The sequence below is a fragment of the Pseudomonas sp. SL4(2022) genome, from assembly GCF_026625725.1.
Taxonomy (GTDB): domain Bacteria; phylum Pseudomonadota; class Gammaproteobacteria; order Pseudomonadales; family Pseudomonadaceae; genus Aquipseudomonas.
In genome coordinates, this window is record NZ_CP113060.1 from 1,532,978 (window position 1) to 1,549,976 (window position 16,999).

The following is a 16,999-nucleotide window of genomic DNA, read 5'->3' on the forward strand; positions in this document are numbered from 1 at the left end:
GCAGAACCGTGGCGACTCAACTAGCGTTGAACGAACAACCTGCGGAGAACGCCCATGTCCGATCATCACACCTACAAGAAAATCGAAATCGTCGGTTCCTCGAAAGTCAGTATCGAGGACGCCATCGAAAATGCCCTGGCCGAATGTGCCAAGTCGGTGCGCAACCTCGACTGGTTTGAGGTGGTAGAGACCCGCGGGCATATCGTGAATGGCAAGGTCGGCCACTACCAGGTCACGTTGAAGATCGGCTTCCGCCTGAGTGATAGCTGAAACCAGCTGCTGCGGTCATGCCTGGACATGGCCGCAGATCTTCCCGCCCCACGCACCTTGCCCTTGGAATCCGCAGAACAAGCCCCACTATCTAACTCAGGTATTGGGGCCTTAATGCGCCCGAACACACGGATATTCCACAGGCAGCCCGATGAGCGCACTCGCACAGAGCAAATTCTCCACCCTGGACCTCGCCCCGATTCGCGATGACGGTAACGCTGCCCAGGCCCTGCACAACTCACTGGCGCTGGCGCAGCATGTCGAGCGCCTGGGCTTCGAGCGCTTCTGGGTCGCCGAACACCACAACATGGATGGCATCGCCAGCTCGGCCACCTCCGTGCTGCTCGGTTATCTGGCCGCTGGCACCTCAACCATTCGCCTGGGCTCCGGCGGGGTCATGCTGCCCAACCACGCGCCGCTGGTGATTGCCGAACAGTTCGGCACCTTGGCCACGCTTTACCCCGGCCGTATCGAACTGGGCCTGGGCCGCGCGCCGGGGGCCGATCATTTCACTGCCCAGGCGCTGCGCCGCGATCGGATTGGCAGCGCCGATGACTTTCCTGCCGATGTCGAAGAGTTGCAGCGTTACCTTGGCCCACGCACGCCGGATCAGCGGGTGATCGCCATGCCCGGCAGCGATACCAACGTGCCGGTCTGGCTGCTCGGTTCCAGCCTGTTCAGCGCTCAACTGGCGGGAGAAAAGGGCCTGCCTTACGCCTTCGCCTCGCACTTCGCACCGCGCTATATGCATGAGGCGATTCGCGTCTACCGCAACCACTTCAAGCCCTCGGCGGTGCTCGACAAACCCTATGTGATGCTCGGCGTGCCGCTGATCGCTGCCGACACGGATGAGCAGGCCGACTACCTGGCCACCTCGGCCTATCAGCGCATCCTCGCGCTGATTCGCGGCCAGAGCCTGGTGCAGAAACCGCCCGTTACCAGCATGCAGGGCTTGTGGTTGCCGCATGAAAAAGAGGCCGTGAGCAGCTTCCTCGGCATGGCGATGATCGGTGGCCCGGACAAGGTGCGTGCGCGCCTGGAACTACTGTTGCAACAGACCGGTGCCGATGAACTGATCTTCACCTGCGACCTGTATGACTTTGCAGATCGGCTGCATGCCTTCGAGCTGGTGGCACAATTACGCAGCTAAACGGGCACATCAGAACGTGCCGCAGCGCAGCACCTTGCCGCGCGCCAGCACAGTGCGTTGCTCGTCATACAACCAGGACTGCGCCTTCATTTGCATAGGCCTGGCTTCCAGCCGGTAGCGCTGGCCAGCCACGAAATTGTCATGCTGCACACGAATCTCGCAGGTCACCTGAAGCGGCTCATAGGCGCCATCCAGGCCACCGCCACGGTTCACCTCGAACTGAAAGCGCGCCTGCAGCTCATGAGCACCGCTAGGCACCTGGAAGAAACGGCCATCGTTAAGGCGCTGGCCATCAAGGCGATCCGCCATCAACAGGGTGCCGGCATTACTGCGCAGTTCAACCCAGGCCTGGCTCGGGTCTGCCGGCGGCACGGGCGAGGCGCAGGCGCTGAGCACCAGCACACCGCCAAGCAAAGCCAGATAACGCATGGGGCACCTCCATAAATCGCAACAGCCCAAGGGTCTGTTGACGTTTCGTTCGCGACCGCGCCGAAGCCTGTTTTAGCGCGAGGCAAGGCACGAGACACGAGACACGAGACACGAGACACGAGACACGAAGTTTGTTGTTCCAAATGAGTGTCGAGAAACGCAGTATCGCGCTAAAACAGGCTCGGCCCTTCGGGTTGCGCGAAAAATCTCGCCAAGCGGTGTTGGAGGACTTGGCAAGGGAACACCATTACCGGCGTCCTCCGCCTAGCCTGGCGAGATTTCCCGCGGCAACGCGGTTCGCGACGAAACATCAACAGCCCCTAACCTACGCCGATCCCGTACTGGAGGCAGCAGCGCCGATGCGCTAGCGTGGCAGCCTGTTTACTCAGGGGTACTGATCCATGTTCGACGCGCTGCTCTGGCGCTGGGTTCCGTTGGCCGCCGCATGGCTGCTGAGCGGTTGCAGCACCCTGGATTACTACAGCCACCTGGCCGGCGGGCACCTGCACCTGCTGCAGGCCCGCGAGCCGATTGCCGAGCTGCTGGGGAACCCGACTGCTGACCCCGAACTCCAGCAACGCCTGGCCATGGCACAACAGGCGCGGGATTTCGCCAGCGCTCAGCTGAGCCTGCCTGACAACGGCAGCTACCGCCTGTATGCCGATATCGGCCGACCGTTCGTGGTGTGGAACGTATTTGCCACGGCGGAATTTTCCCTGTCACCTGAGCTGCACTGCTTCCCCATTGCCGGTTGCGTGGCCTATCGCGGTTTTTACAGTCAGGGCCGGGCGCGCGGTGCGGCGGCCTTGCTCAAGCAGCAAGGGCTGGACACCTACCTGGGCGGGGTCGAGGCCTATTCCACCCTGGGCTGGTTCAATGACCCGATTCTCAACACCATGTTGCGCTGGAGCGATGAGCGCCTGGTGGCGGTGATCTTCCACGAGTTGGCGCACCAACAGCTGTATGTGGCGGATGACACCGCGTTCAACGAATCCTTCGCCAGCTTTGTCGAGCACGAAGGCCTGCGCCAATGGCGTGCTGCGCGGGGTTTAGTGGCCAGCGATCCGGCCGGCGAACAGCAGCGCGAGCAATTTATCGCGCTGGTACTGGCCAGCCGCGCACGCTTGGCGCAGCTCTACGCCAGTGAGCTGCCCGCGACTCAGATGCGCGTGCGCAAAGCCGCTGAGTTCGACCGGCTGCGCACGGAGTACCACGCCCTGCGTGAACGCCAATGGGCTGGCCAGGGCCGTTACGACAACTGGATCAACACGCCGATGAACAACGCCAAGCTGCTGCCCTTTGGCCTCTATGATCAATGGGTGCCGGCTTTTGCCGCGCTGTTCGAGCAGGTTGACCGCGACTGGCCGCGCTTTTATGAGCGCGTCGCCGCCTTCGGCCAACTGCCCGAGACGCAGCGGCATCAAGCGTTGACGGACTTATTGGCCGTTACGCCGAACTAAGGGACGGCACAGACAGTCCACATCCATGTCATTGATGTTCACGCAAAAAGGAGCAGGCCATGAACAAACTCACCCTCGGCGTACTGTTAGCGCTGACCAGCACCAGCCTGTTGGCTGCACCCAAGCCCTGCGAAGAGCTGCGCGCGGAGATTGAAGTGAAAATCCAGGCCGCCGGTGTGGCCAGTTACACCCTGGAAATCGTGCCCAACGAAGACGCTCAGGACCCCAACATGGTGGTCGGCAGCTGCGACGGCGGCACCCGGAAGATCATTTACCAGAAGAACGCTTAGGCGTAGCGCATCAGGTGGACACGCTTCGCGTTGTCCACCCTGCCTGACTTTCAGGCCGTAGGTTGGGTTGAGGCGCGCAGTGGCGAAGCCCGACGAATGTACAACCCAGTTGGGCTTCGCTGCGCTCAACGCCAACCTACGGGTATGCAATCCGGTCGATGCTTTCAGGCTGTAGATTGGGTTGCGAGGCGCAGCGACGAAGCCCAACTAGCGCATAAACGCCCGATGCAACTCCGCCAGGCTGTGGAAGTGATAGGTCGGCGCTTCGGCCTGCAGCTCGGCAAAACTGCCAAAGCCATAGCCGACAGCGGCCGCATCCAGGCCGTTGCGTTTGGCACCAATCAAATCGTGCTTGCGATCGCCGATCATCAGCGTGCGCGCCGCTGGCAGTTGTTCCTGTTGCAGCAGGTGGGCGATCAGCTCGACCTTGTCAGTGCGCGTGCCGTCCAGCTCGCTGCCGTAAATCACCTTGAAGTGCTTCGCGAAACCAAAGTGCCGGGCAATCTGCTCGGCAAATACCGTCGGCTTGCTGGTGGCGATGTACAGCGTGCGCTGTTGGTTTTGCAGCAATTGCAGCAGTTCACCGACGCCGTCGAACAGCCGGTTTTCATACAGCCCCACCTCGCGAAAACGCTCGCGGTAATGGTTCACCGCCTGCCAGGCCGTGGCCTCGTCAAAGCCGTAGCTGTGCATAAAACACTGCAACAACGGCGGGCCGATAAAGTGCTCCAGCGCCTGCAAATCAGGCTCCTCAATGCCCAGCTTGGCCAGCGCATGCTGCACCGAGCGGGTAATCCCTTCGCGCGGGTCGGTGAGGGTGCCGTCGAGGTCAAACAGAATGTTCTGGTAGTGCATCACGGGTTCGCTCATCAGCCTGCATAGCCTTCCAGCAGGTGTTGGTCTTTCAACCGCACGTAGTTGGCGGCGCTGTAGCTGAAGAAGTTGCGCTCTTTATCCGTCAACGGCCGTGCTTGTTTCACCGGGCTGCCGACATACAAAAAGCCGCTTTCCAGCACCTTACCCGGCGGCACCAGAGAGCCGGCACCGATCACCACCTCGTCCTGCACCACTGCACCGTCCATGATGATGCTGCCCATGCCGACCAGAATACGCTTGCCCAGGGTGCAGCCGTGCAGGGTGACGTTATGGCCGACGGTCACCTCATCGCCAATGATCAGCGGGTAGCCGTCCGGGTTGAATGGCCCGGCATGGGTGATATGCAATACGCTGCCGTCCTGAATGCTGCTGCGCTCGCCAATGCGGATGCGGTGCATGTCGCCGCGAATCACCACCAGCGGCCACACCGAGCTGTCGCTGCCGATGTGCACATCGCCCAGCACCACGGCTGAGGCGTCGACAAACACCCGCTCGCCAAGCTGCGGGGTGAATTCCTGGTAGGTACGAATCGCCACGATAGAAATCTCTTGGGCTGCGGGAAAGCTTGATTGTAATTAAGATGGCCCCCATGTCGGGTGATATCACGTCAGGCGAGTTGCCCATCGTCTGCGCCCAGCCCTTTTCCCTTCGCTACAGGTGCCTTGTTGTGACCGCCACTAATCCCCTGCTGCACGCCTTCGACCTGCCGCCCTACAGCGCCATCCGCCCGGAGCACGTAGAGCCGGCCATTGAGCAGATTCTGGCCGACAACCGCGCCGCCATGAGCCGCCTGCTGGAACAACAGGCCGCCGACCCAAGCTGGGACGGCCTGGTGCTGGCCCTGGATGAACTGGGCGCGCGTCTGGGGCAAGCCTGGAGCCCGGTCAGCCACCTGAATGCGGTGTGCAACAGCGCTGAACTGCGCGCGGCCTACGAGGCCTGCCTGCCCAAGTTGTCCGAATACTGGACCGAAATCGGCCAGAACCAACTGCTGTTCCAGGCCTATCAGACGCTGGCCGCAAGCCCGGCAGCCGCCGGTTTCGATGTGGCGCAGAAAACCATCCTCGAACACGCCCTGCGCGACTTCCGCCTGTCCGGTATCGACCTGCCGGCCGAGCAGCAAAAGCGCTACGGCGAGATTCAGATGAAGCTGTCCGAGCTGGCCAGCAGCTTCTCCAACCAGTTGCTCGATGCCACTCAGGCCTGGACCAAGCACGTGACCGACGAGGCCGCGCTGGACGGCCTGACCGATTCAGCCAAGGCGCAGATGCAGCAAGCCGCCGAGGCCAAGGGGCTGGACGGTTGGCTGATCAGCCTGGAATTCCCCAGCTATTTCGCGGTGATGACCTACGCCAACGACCGCGCCCTGCGCGAAGAGTTGTATGCCGCCTACTGCACCCGCGCCTCCGATCAGGGGCCGAATGCCGGGCAGAACGACAACGGCCCGGTGATGCTGGAAATCCTCGCCCTGCGTCAGGAACTGGCCAAACTGCTGGGCTTCGGCAATTACGCCGAGCTGAGCCTGGCCAGCAAAATGGCCGAAACCACCGACCAGGTGCTGCACTTCCTGCGCGACCTTGGCGCTCGCGGCAAGCCATTTGCCGAGCAAGACCTGCGCGAACTGCAAGCCTTCGCCGCTGAACAGGGCTGCAACGAGCTGCAAAGCTGGGACGTCGGCTACTACAGCGAGAAGCTGCGCGAGCAGCGCTACAGCATTTCCCAGGAAATCCTGCGCGCCTACTTCCCCATCGACAAGGTGCTGACCGGCCTGTTCGCCATCGTCGAAAAGCTCTACGGCATCCAGATCAACGAGCTGTCCGGCTTCGACACCTGGCACCCGGATGTGCGCCTGTTTGAAATCAGCGAAAACGGCGCGCACGTCGGGCGTTTCTTCTTCGACCTCTACGCCCGCGCCAACAAACGCGGCGGTGCATGGATGGACGGCGCGCGTGACAAACGCCGCACGGCTGATGGTACGTTGATCAGCCCGGTGGCCAATTTGGTGTGCAACTTCACCCCAGCCGTCGGCGGCAAACCGGCGCTGCTGACCCACGATGAAGTCACCACCCTGTTCCACGAATTCGGCCACGGCCTGCACCACCTGCTGACCCGCGTTGAACACGCTGGCGCGTCGGGCATCAACGGCGTGGCCTGGGACGCCGTGGAGCTGCCAAGCCAGTTTATGGAGAACTGGTGCTGGGAGCCGGAAGGCCTGGCGCTGATCTCCGGACACTACGAGACCGGTGAGCCGCTGCCACAGGACCTGCTGGACAAGATGCTGGCGGCGAAGAACTTCCAGTCCGGCTTGATGATGGTGCGGCAGATCGAGTTCAGCCTGTTCGACTTCGAACTGCACGCCACCCACGGCGACGGCCGCAGCGTGCTCGACGTACTTGAAGGCATCCGCGCGGAAGTCTCGGTACTGCGTCCACCGGCCTACAACCGCTTCCCCAACAGTTTCGCGCACATCTTCGCCGGTGGTTACGCGGCCGGTTACTACAGCTACAAGTGGGCTGAAGTGCTCAGCGCCGATGCCTTCTCCAAGTTTGAGGAAGAAGGCGTGTTCAACAGCGCCACCGGCCAAGCCTTCCGCGAGGCGATTCTGGCCCGTGGCGGCTCGCAGGCACCGATGGTGCTGTTTGTCGATTTCCGTGGCCGCGAGCCGAGCATCGACGCCCTGCTGCGCCACCTCGGCCTGAGCCAGGAGGCCGCATGAGCGACGCACCTGTGACCATCACCGCCAAACGCTTTATCGCCGGGGCCGTCTGCCCTGCGTGCAGCGAAATGGACAAGATCCAGATGTGGAACGTGGACGGCGTTCCGCACCGCGAGTGCATCGGCTGCGGCTACGCCGACACCCTGGACGAGCGCGGCAACTCGGTGCCGAAAGAGCTGCCCACGCGGGTCAACACCAGCGCGCTGAAACCCAAGGCGGCCGATCCGAAGGTGCAGGCGGTGCAGTTCTTCCCGAATCCGAAACTGAAAAAATAGCCGGGCGCTGTTTTTAACGTCACGTAGCGACGGCCCGCAGGGTGGTCATCAGAGATAGCAGGCCATAAAAAATGACCGGGAGTCATTTTTAACGTCGCGCAGCGACGGCCCGTCAGGGTGGCCTCCAGGGATGGCAGGCCATAAAAAACAGGCGGGCGCTATTTTCCACCCGCACAAGCGCACTGACCGTTACCGGCAGACGGTAGGTTGGTGTTGAGCGCAGCGAAGCCCAACAGCTTTTACACCCTCAAAACAACGCAAATTGGCTGAAGCCCTCTGCTATCGAGGGTGCCGGCGCTGCGTCGTTAGGTTTTGTCGCCAGCCGCTCAGCCAACCCCGCCGCACGCTCGGCACGGGTGGCCACGGCTTCGCCCAAGCGGGCGGGTAAGGCCCAGATTTCCACCTTGTGTTTGGCGCGGGTGATGCCGGTGTAGAACAGGCTGCGGCTGAGCAAGGGGCTGGGCAGTTCGGGCAGCACCAGCAGCACGTTGGCAAATTCCGAGCCCTGGCTTTTGTGCACGGTCATGGCGAAGGCGCTGTCGTGGCTCGGCAGGCGTGCCGGGGCGAAGGGGCGGTAGCCGTCTTCGCCTTCAAAAAAGACGCGCAGGCCGTATTCAGTGTGCAGGCAGAGGCCGATATCACCGTTGAACAGGCCGAGGGCGTAGTCGTTCTGCCGCACCATGATCGGTCGGCCGACATACCAGCGCTCGCGCGCGGGGACCTGGCTGCGGCGTTTGATCCGTGCCTCCAGCGCTTCGTTGATCCCGGCCACGCCCCAGGCTCCCTCACGTTGAGCGCAGAGTGCGCGAAAGGCATTGAACGCGGCGAAGGCCGCCGCTGGGTCGGCGCTTTTGGCGGCGCTGATATAGGGCGCGTAGCCCTGATCCAGACGTTCCAGCAACTCATTGGGCGTTGGCGCGGCCATCCAGGTCAGGTCGCTGCGACCTTCCTTGAGCAGGTTCAGCGTGCCGCTGACATCGCCGCCATTAATGCGCCGCGCCAGTTCGCCGATGCCGCTGTCGCCGGCAAAGCGGTGGCTGTGGGTGAGCAGCACCACCGCATCGCCCAGTTGCGAGGTCGGCTGGCTGCTCGGCACCTGCTGGCCGGTGATGCGTTGCAGTTCGCCCGCCGCCTGAGCATCAAAACCACGGCCCTCGCAGAGTTCGGCAAACACCGCGCCGGCTTCCACGGCGCACAGTTGGTCTTTATCGCCAAGCAGGATCAATCGTGCAGTGGGCGGCAGCGCATCGAGCAGTTTGGCCATCAGCGCCAGATCGACCATCGACGCTTCGTCCACCACCAGCACGTCCAGCGCCAGCGGATTGGCCGCGTGATGGCGCACTTGCGGGCTGTCGCCCCGGCTGCCGAGCAGGCGATGCAGGGTGCGCGCCTCATCGGGCAGCGCGGCTTTGATCGCCTCGCTGACCGGCAACTCGGCTTTGGCATTGCGAATGGCTTCGGCCATGCGCGCCGCGGCTTTGCCGGTAGGCGCGGCCAGGCCGATGGCCAGCGGAGCGCCGCCCGGATGTTCGCAACCGGGCTGTTCAAGCAGCGCCGCCAGCAAACGCACCACGGTGGTGGTTTTGCCGGTGCCGGGGCCGCCGGAGATCACCGCCAGCTTGCGGCGCACCGCTTGCGCGGCGGCCAGGCGCTGCCAGTCGGGTTGCTGTTGGTTAAAGGCAAATAGTCGGGTCAGGCTTTCACTGAGCTGGGCCTCATCCACTTCGGGCAGGTCGGCGGCGCGTTGCAGCAACTGCTTGGCCAACTGGCGCTCATAAGCCTGATAACGCGCGAGATAAAGGCGGCCGTGCTCAAGGATCAGCGGTGTGAAAGCGCCTTCGCCGCCGACCAACGCCGATGCCTGCAACTGCGCCTGCCAGTCCGCCAGTTTCGGCAGGTTGAAGGCATGCTCCGGCCAAGGCCGCTGCCCGGCCATGCGCGCCAACGGCAGGCACACATCGCCTTTGTCCAAGGCCATGCACAGCAGCGCCGCTGACGCCAAGACCACCGGCGACGCCTGCGGATCAAGGCGCTGCAAGCTGGCGACCAGCGCACGCTCCAACGGGCCAAGGGGCAAATCAGCAAGCGTCATAGTCCACTCCCGTAGGGTGGATGACGCTTCATCCATCCACCGTTCGCCGTGGTGGATGAAAACAGCGTCATCCACCCTACCCTAGACATCCCCGCCGGATCACCCAACAGCATCAGCGCCCCTCCGCAAACAAGGTATCCAGCGCATCCAACAGCCCATCGCTGGGCCGCGAGAAATACACCCCGGCGCTCGGCATGCCGCGCAGAAACAGGTAATACGCGCCGCCCAGTTGCTCATTCTGGAAGTCATCCAGACGCTGCCGCAGGAAGCGCCGCAGCGCCACGAGGTAGATCAGGTATTGCAGGTAGTAATGCTCGGCGGCCAGGGCGTGCAGCAGGCGTTCGCCGCCGTAGTAGCTGGCATCCGGGCCGAGCCAGTTGGACTTGTAATCGGCGATGTACCAGCGGCCGTTGTGCTCGAAGGTCAGGTCGATAAAGCCCTTGAGAAAGCCCTTGAGGCTGTCGAATTCAAGGCGCGCCGCCGCCTCGCGCATCGGTGCCGCCAGTCCATGGGTCGGGTCGCAGAGAATGGCGCGCAGGCGCTGCACATCCAGCCCGGCCAAGGGAAAGGTAAAGCCAAGTTCGGGCAAGCGGCGCGTCGGATTCAGACCAGCGAGGGTCAGACCCTGGCCGTCCAGATCGGCGTCGATCACTTGTTGCAGATGGTCAAGCGCCACGGCCTGCCAGTCGTTGCTGATGCCGTGACCGCTTAGCCCCGGTTCGATCAGCTCAGCCAGCGCGCCTTTGCTGCGCGCCCAATCTTCGAGGATGGCGTGCAGACAGGTACCGGCCCGCGCACCACGGGGAAAGGCGAAGAAGCCCGTGCCCGGCTCGCTGGCATCCGGCAGCACCAGGCCGTCGCGGTCCGGGGCTTCCATGTGCATACCGGCGGCCAACCCGGAGAAGCTGCCGATGCGCCAGGCGCTGTGCAGGCTGCGCTGCAAGGTGGCGAGTTGCTGTGGGGCCGGGGCGCGTTGTTCACCGGCGGCGCTGGCCTCGCTGTCACGCAACGGTTGAATGGCCATCTGGCCTTGGCTGCTGGCGATCAACTGTTCGACTTCCGTACGCAAACCCTGCGGACTGAGGTTTTGCAGGTGGCCGGCCAGTTCGGCGAGGGCATCCTCACCCGATAACCCACGGCCGTGCAGCAGCCAGGCCAAGGCACTGCTGTGCAGGCCGCTGTCGCCGAGGCTGCCGTCCTTTTTCGGCTTGCAGTCCACCGGCCCCCAGTGCAGCCACAGGCGATCGCGCGCGCGGGTCAGGGCGACGTAGGTCAGGCGCAGTTTTTCGGCGAAGCGCTCATGACGGGCGCGCTCGCGGTGCACGTCGAGCTGTTCGCTGCCGAGGTCCAGCAGCGGCGTGCCGTCGTCGGCGTGGCAGCTGATGTCTTCATGCTGGCGCAGCAGCGCGCCGTCCCACAGGTAGGGGCAGAACACCAGCGGGTATTCCAGGCCTTTGGAGGTGTGGATGGTGACGATCTGCACCCGCTCGGCATCGCTTTCCAAACGCAGCAAGGCGTCTTCGCCATGGGCTTCGGCGCTGCGTTGGGCGTTGAACCAGGCGAGTAATTGCTCCAGACCGGGGCGTTGCAGGCTTTCAGTTTGCAGCAGCTCGGCCAGGTGCAGCAGGTTGGTCAGGCGGCGCTCGCCATCGACCAACGCCAGCAGACGCTGGGCCACCTGTTGCTCATCCAGCCAGGCGCGAAAAGCGCGCATAAAGCCTTGTTGCTGCCAAAGTTGGTGATAGCGCTCGGCGGCTTCGCGCTCACGGTCCCAGGCTTGGGCATCCTCGCTGCAGGCGGCGAGATCGGCGGCGCTGCGGCCCAGCAAACGGCTGGCCAGGGCATAGCGCAAGGCACCCTCGCGGCCCGGTTCAGCGTAGGCAGCGAGCACGGCGGACAGCTCATCAGCCTCTTCGCTGTGCCAGACGTTCTCCTTGCCTCGGCGCACGCTGGGCACGCCACGGGCGGCCAGTTCGGCGGCCACTTCGCCGGCCTGACGGTGACTGGCGACCAGCACGGCGATATCGCCGCCCTTTAACGGCGTATGGATACCCGACTGTTCGAAATAGGCCTCCCCCCGGCTGCTGGCGCTGAGCACCGCCGCAATGCGCCGCGCGGTGTCGCGAGCAACTAACGCCCCCGCTTCACCCTTGCCCAGGTAGTCGTTATCCAGCCAGACCAACGCCAGCGGCGCGTCGGTTTCATCCTCAATACGCGGCAATACCAGTCGCGCCCGCGCCTTGCTGCTGGCCCCGACCTGCTGATAAGCCAAGCCCTTCTCGGCAAAGGGCATGGGCCGGTCGAACAGCTGATTCAGCGCGGCGATCAGCGCGGGCGTGGAGCGGTGGTTGGTGGCCAGGCTGTATTGCCGCGCGGCTTCGCTGCGGGCCTTGAGGTAGGTCGCCAGATCCGCGCCACGGAAGGCGTAGATGGCCTGCTTCGGATCGCCGACAAAACACAGGTCACCGGAATCCTGATAAATGCGATGAAACACCCGGTACTGCACCGGGTCGGTGTCCTGAAACTCATCGATCAGCGCAACCGGATACTGCGTGCGCAGGGTGCTCGCCAAATGTTCGCCGCCCTCACTCTGCAAGGCTTGCTGCAGTTTGTTGAGCAGGTCATCGAAGGCCAGCAGGCGTTGCGCCGCCTTGCGCGCGGGCAATTGTTCGTTGAGCTGATGAATCAAGCGCACCTGCAGGTCGATCAGGCGTTGCTCGGCTTCGGGTTGCGCGGCATCGAGGGCATCGCAGAGTTCCTGCAGCGCAGCGGCCAGCGGATTAGCCGGGGCTTCGCAGCCCTTCTTGCTGGCCTTGTTCAGCCCTTCGCGGGCCAGCCGTCGATGCGCTTCGGTCTTGCTGAACAGCGCGGCGGCGTCGCTGAAATAACCGTCCAGCTCGGCCTGCCAGACGCCTAGTTTGGCCGCGTTGCACATATTGCTCTTGAAGCCATCGAAGGCTTTGAGCTGCGCCAGCCAGCCGGCGCTTTCGCCCTGCCAAAGGCGCTGCGCCTGCTGCCAGGCAGCGCGCAGGGCGCTCATCTCACAGCGCGTGCCCGGTTGTGGTTCGATGCGCAGGTAGGGTTTGCCCAGGTGATTGCGCAAACGCTGACGCAGGCTTTGCGGGGTGATCTTTTGCTGCACCAGAAATGCCGCCCATTCCGGCTCGGCGCTGGCCAGCTCATGCCGCCAAAGGTCGGCGAGCAGGGCGTCGATAATCTCGCGGTCGTCGTGGGTCAGCTCGTTGTCGAAATCGCCCCCCGCTTCAAACGCCGCGTCCTGCAACGCCCGCTGACAGAAGCCGTGGATGGTGAAGATCGCCGCCTCGTCAAAACCGTGCACCGCCAGCAGCAAACGCCGGTGGCTGGCGGCATCCGGGTACTGGGTTTGCAGCGCATTAAGCAAGGCGTCGTCGCCCGGCCCCTGTTCATAGACCGCCAGCAACTCGGCCAGGCGCTTACGAATGCGTTCGCGCAGCTCGGCGGTGGCAGCGGTGGTAAAGGTCACCACCAGAATCTGGCTGACGTTGAGCTGCTTCTCCAGCAGCAGGCGCGCGTATAACGCGGTCAGGGTCCAAGTCTTGCCGGTGCCGGCGCTGGCCTCGATCAGCGAGCGACCGGTGAAGCTGTCGTGCAGCAGGTTCAGGCTGGCGCTGCTCATGCTTCGTCCTCGTCACTGTCTTGCAGGGCGTCCAGCGCCGGGCCGTAGAGTTGTTCGGCCAACACTTCAAAGCGCTCATCCAGCGCTTCACGGTCGCGGAAGGCCAAGGCGTTCCAGGGGTCTTGGCCTTCACCGGTCATAAAGTCATTGCCTTGCCACATCACCCGCGCTTCGCTGCGGGCGGCGTCAATTGGCTCTTTACGCCCGGGGTTGCGCCATTTGTGAGCAAAACCGTGGCTGCATTTGGCGAACAGCGGCAGCGGCTCGCACAGCGCGCGTTTGTAGGCCTCCAGCCAGGGTAAGAGCAGCTCACGGGCATTGGCCAACGCGCCCAGACGCCATTCGCTTTTCGGTGAGAGCAGGCGGCTGTCGCGGCTGATCTCGGGGCTGGCCGCGCAGTTGAGCAGCAGATGGCGCAGCCAGAACGGCGCCAGCTCCCAAGCGCCGAGATCACGCAGGCGGTAATCAAACAACCCTTCACGGGTCACGCCATCCAGCCAGCCGTGGATGCGCACACCCGCCAGTTCGATATCGACCAACAGCGGTTGCGGCGCGTCCTCCGGGCGCTCGTCAAACAGGGTCGGCGCAAAGGCGCGGATCGGCCCGCGAATTTGCCCCCAGTGCGCCTGGCCCAACTCGCCCACCGGCAGCCAGCCGGAAGCCGCCGCCACGGCGCGCTCCTGGCGTTCACTCCAGCCGTTCTCGGTGGCCTGCAAGGCCAGCTGACGCAAGCCGTGCTGACTGGTCCACTCGACGCTGAACGGCTCGTCACCGGCGAGGGCTTCTTCGGTTTGCGCCAAACGCAGGCCGAGGCGTTGTTCCAGCAGGTAGCGCGCCGGATGTTTAAAGCAGTGAATCAACTGACTGGGTTCGATGCTTAACCCGTCCGCATCCGGTGCATCCAGAGCGCTGGCAAAGGGCGCAGGGGCTTGCACCGCCTGACTCAAACGCTGCGCGGCGTGGAACCAGGGCGCGGCAAAGCCGGCATGGCAGTTGCCAGCGAAGTTGCCGGGGGCGAAGGGCTGCAGCGGATGGTGGTGGGTAATCCTCGTGCTAGCCGGGCCGTTGCCATCGATCGCCGTCAGATCAACCACATCCAGCAGCTCGCTGACCAGTACCGAAGGCGGCAGCTCGGCGTTGCTGCGTGGATCACGGCCGACATAGCTCAGGTACAGGCCGCCCCGCGCCGAGAGCAAAATTTCCAGCAGCAGGTAACGGTCATCCAGCCGCCGTGCGCGGTCGCCGCGGCGGGGTTTCTGGCTGATCAGGTCAAAGCCCGCTGCCGGGGTGCGGCGCGGCAAGGCACCGTCATCCAGACCGAGCAGGCAGACCAGCCGAAACGGCAGGCTGCGCATCGGCACCATGGTGCAGAAGGTCACCGCGCCGGTGAGAAAGCCCGAAGCGGCGCTGCCCTGCTCCAAGGCGGCGGTCAGTTGCTGACGAATTAGCGCCAGCTCAATTGGCCGCTCAATCCCCGAGGCGTCGCCCTGTTCTTTGAGCGCCGCGCAGGCCTTGGACAGCAGCAACAGGGTGTCACCGGCCTCGCGCTCGTCAAACAGCTGATCGATCAACCCTTGCAGGGATCCGGCCCATTCGCCCAGGGCGCGCGGCCGTTGCAGGCTCTGCGCCAGCACGGCCAAGCGCTCGACAAAACCGGCCAAGCGCCCGAGCAGTTGTGCGCGGCCGCCTTCCAGCGCATCCAGCGGCCAACTGTCGCCCAGCAACGGCGCAGCCAGACCGGCCAGCTGCGGCGGCGCGGCAAAACCCAGCAGCAGGCGGTCCAGCCCTTGCCGCCAGGTAAAGGCCGCGTCGGCCGGCAGGCCCAGTTGCTCACGGTGCGTTTCATCGCGGCCCCAGCGCACGCCCGCGTCGCGCAGCCAGTCGCGCAGCAGCGGTAAATCTTCTGCCTCAATGCCGACGCGACGGGCAATGGCTGGTTGCTCCAGCCAGGCGAGGATTTCCTCGGCGGCAAAACGGCTGTCCGGCAGCGCCAACAGGTTGAGGAAGGCTTCGATCAGCGGGATTTCCGCGCGCAGGCTGCGGTCGGCCAGGCTGAACGGCACGCGCGGCACACCGTCGCGCGGGGCGAACACCGCTTCGATATAGGGCGCATACCGCTCGATGTCCGGGGTCAGCACCACCACCTGATCGGGCGTCAGCGCGGGGTCGGCGGCAAAGCGGGCGAGCAGTTGGTCATGCAGGATTTCCACTTCGCGCAGCGGCGAGTGGGCGACGTGCAGTTCCAGCGAGCGATCGTCCTCACGCAGCAGCAAACGTTCATCGGCGGTGCGGGTGCGCAGGCGCAGGATGTCGTTCTGCAATGCCTGCAACAGGCTGGCGTCGTGCAGGTCTTCATCTTCGGAATACAGGCCGATTTCCTGACTGCCTTCGCTGGAGGCCAGGCTAAACAGGCTGTCGAAAAAATCGCGGCCCTGTTTGCCCAGGCTGGCCAATAACGGATGGCCGACATCCAAGTACCAGTCTTCGGGGTTGGCTTCGGGTTGCCGCGCCAGTTCGCGGATATCGCGAATCTCGCCCCAGGCTTCGCGACACGGGTTGAGGGCGAAAACAATCACCTCGGTGTGCCGCGCCAGGCCTTCCAGTACGCGCATGTGGTGCGGTGGCAACGCGCTGATACCGAACACCAGCACGCGCTCGGGCAGCCCGGCGATGGGTGTGGCGTCATACAGGCGGGCGAGCAGCTCTTCCAGCAAGCGGGCGCGGTGTGGATGGCCGTCTTTGGTCAGCTCGCGCCAGAGCAGCGCTTGCCAGGCTTCATCCGCGCCAAGATCAAGCCGCTCGTTGCGTTCCCAGGCGGCCAGCCAGTCGTCGCGATACAGCAGGTATTGGTCGAATACGTCGGCGATCTTCACGGCCAGCGACAGCCTTCGGCGCTCATCGCCACCGTCCAGGTAATGCGCCAGACGTGGCGCTTCAGCCAAGTGAGCGGGCTCGCACAGCCAGTCATACAAGCGCCAGCTCAGGCTGCTGGGGCTGAACGCCGATTGCTCCGGCAGTTGCCCCAGGCACAGGCGCGAGATGTCCCAGACGAACTTGGCCGGCAGCTGCACGTCCAGCTGCATGGCAATGCCCTGCTTGCGCGCCAGCTCCAGCGTCAGCCAGCGTCCCATGCCCTGACTCGGCACCACCACCCAGGCCGGCGCAAACGGCTCGCGCATTGGCGTGGCGAGCAGCGTGGTCGCCAGTTCGCCAAGGGTTTCCAGATCGGGGGCATGGTAGAGGGTGAACATTGGGCAACCGGCCTGCTGTCGAAGGCGCTAGGGTAGCAGTTCAGCGGCGGCACAGCAGGTGTTCAGCCGAGGCAGACGCGTTGACACCGATCAATGTTTCCCCGGGAGTGCACCGTTAAAGTGCCGCCTCTATGTGTACCCTCGCCCCTACACCACGGATCATCTGCACAGACGCATCACTGGGTCTGCGCCTGCGCCAATGGCTGGCCAGCCAGACCAGCGCCGGTGAGGTCATCTGTGTCACCAGCGACTGCAGTCAGGCACCGCTGTGCCACTGGCTACAGGCACCCAGCCCGCCGGCAGAAGATCTGCTGCATGCGGCCCTGAGCGATACGATCGCCACCCTCATGCGTACCCGCCATGCGTTCAAATCCCGCGAGCTGGGTGAGCTGCGCACGCGCCTGGAGGGCTTGCTGGAGGAATTGTCAGCCACCCGGAAAATAGAGTAGAACTAGCGTTCAAGTAGGTTCCGCCACGGCGGGAACCGGCTTTGCCGGGCAGGACACAGGGCCTGCAAGACGAAGCGCCGCAG

At 64.0% G+C, this 16,999-nt stretch carries 13 protein-coding genes; 7 read left to right on the forward strand and 6 right to left on the reverse strand.

Features of this window, described 5'->3' with window-relative positions:
* Positions 1–54: 54 nt before the first annotated feature.
* Positions 55–270 (forward strand): dodecin, encoded by a 216-nt coding sequence (locus OU997_RS07415; RefSeq protein ID WP_108487221.1) that lies wholly within the window; start codon positions 55–57, stop codon positions 268–270.
* A gap of 151 nt (positions 271–421) precedes the next feature.
* Complete coding sequence (locus tag OU997_RS07420) at positions 422–1,420, forward strand: LLM class flavin-dependent oxidoreductase (protein ID WP_267809530.1); 999 nt, start codon at positions 422–424, stop codon at positions 1,418–1,420.
* Between the two features lie 9 nt (positions 1,421–1,429).
* Here OU997_RS07420 and OU997_RS07425 read toward each other — a convergent pair whose 3' ends face one another.
* A complete protein-coding gene (locus OU997_RS07425) occupies positions 1,430–1,849 on the reverse strand; it encodes a hypothetical protein (RefSeq protein ID WP_108487223.1) in 420 nt (139 codons plus the stop codon).
* Between the two features lie 401 nt (positions 1,850–2,250).
* Here OU997_RS07425 and OU997_RS07430 point away from each other — a divergent pair, with 401 nt between their 5' ends.
* Both OU997_RS07430 and OU997_RS07435 read left to right on the forward strand, forming a co-directional pair.
* Positions 2,251–3,309, forward strand: coding sequence for an aminopeptidase (locus OU997_RS07430; RefSeq protein ID WP_267809531.1), 1,059 nt, complete (start codon positions 2,251–2,253; stop codon positions 3,307–3,309).
* Positions 3,310–3,368: 59 nt separating this feature from the next.
* Positions 3,369–3,599: a DUF1161 domain-containing protein gene (locus OU997_RS07435; RefSeq protein ID WP_267809532.1), complete on the forward strand. Its 231-nt coding sequence runs from the start codon at positions 3,369–3,371 to the stop codon at positions 3,597–3,599.
* A gap of 207 nt (positions 3,600–3,806) precedes the next feature.
* Here the strand turns inward: OU997_RS07435 and OU997_RS07440 are convergent, their stop codons facing one another.
* Positions 3,807–4,454 (reverse strand): HAD family hydrolase, encoded by a 648-nt coding sequence (locus tag OU997_RS07440; protein ID WP_108487261.1) that lies wholly within the window; start codon positions 4,452–4,454, stop codon positions 3,807–3,809.
* 14 nt (positions 4,455–4,468) lie between these two features.
* Complete coding sequence (locus OU997_RS07445; RefSeq protein WP_267809533.1) at positions 4,469–5,011, reverse strand: gamma carbonic anhydrase family protein; 543 nt, start codon at positions 5,009–5,011, stop codon at positions 4,469–4,471.
* Between the two features lie 131 nt (positions 5,012–5,142).
* Here OU997_RS07445 and prlC point away from each other — a divergent pair, with 131 nt between their 5' ends.
* A complete protein-coding gene (gene prlC, locus OU997_RS07450; protein ID WP_267809534.1) occupies positions 5,143–7,191 on the forward strand; it encodes an oligopeptidase A in 2,049 nt (682 codons plus the stop codon).
* Positions 7,188–7,466, forward strand: coding sequence for a YheV family putative zinc ribbon protein (locus OU997_RS07455; RefSeq protein ID WP_267809535.1), 279 nt, complete (start codon positions 7,188–7,190; stop codon positions 7,464–7,466). The genes prlC and OU997_RS07455 overlap by 4 nt, the downstream gene beginning before the upstream one ends.
* Before the next feature lie 247 nt (positions 7,467–7,713).
* Here the strand turns inward: OU997_RS07455 and recD are convergent, their stop codons facing one another.
* The 3 genes from recD to recC form a co-directional block, all read right to left on the reverse strand.
* Complete coding sequence (recD, locus tag OU997_RS07460) at positions 7,714–9,558, reverse strand: exodeoxyribonuclease V subunit alpha (protein WP_267809536.1); 1,845 nt, start codon at positions 9,556–9,558, stop codon at positions 7,714–7,716.
* A gap of 112 nt (positions 9,559–9,670) precedes the next feature.
* On the reverse strand, positions 9,671–13,216 hold the full coding sequence (gene recB / locus OU997_RS07465; protein ID WP_267809537.1) for an exodeoxyribonuclease V subunit beta: 3,546 nt from the start codon (positions 13,214–13,216) through the stop codon (positions 9,671–9,673).
* Positions 13,213–16,467, reverse strand: a complete 3,255-nt coding sequence (recC, locus tag OU997_RS07470) for an exodeoxyribonuclease V subunit gamma (protein ID WP_267809538.1) — start codon at positions 16,465–16,467, stop codon at positions 13,213–13,215. Before recC ends, recB begins: the two co-directional genes overlap by 4 nt.
* A gap of 131 nt (positions 16,468–16,598) precedes the next feature.
* Here recC and OU997_RS07475 point away from each other — a divergent pair, with 131 nt between their 5' ends.
* Entirely contained in the window at positions 16,599–16,916 is a 318-nt protein-coding gene (locus OU997_RS07475; protein ID WP_256583083.1) for a hypothetical protein, read from the forward strand.
* Positions 16,917–16,999 lie beyond the last annotated feature (83 nt).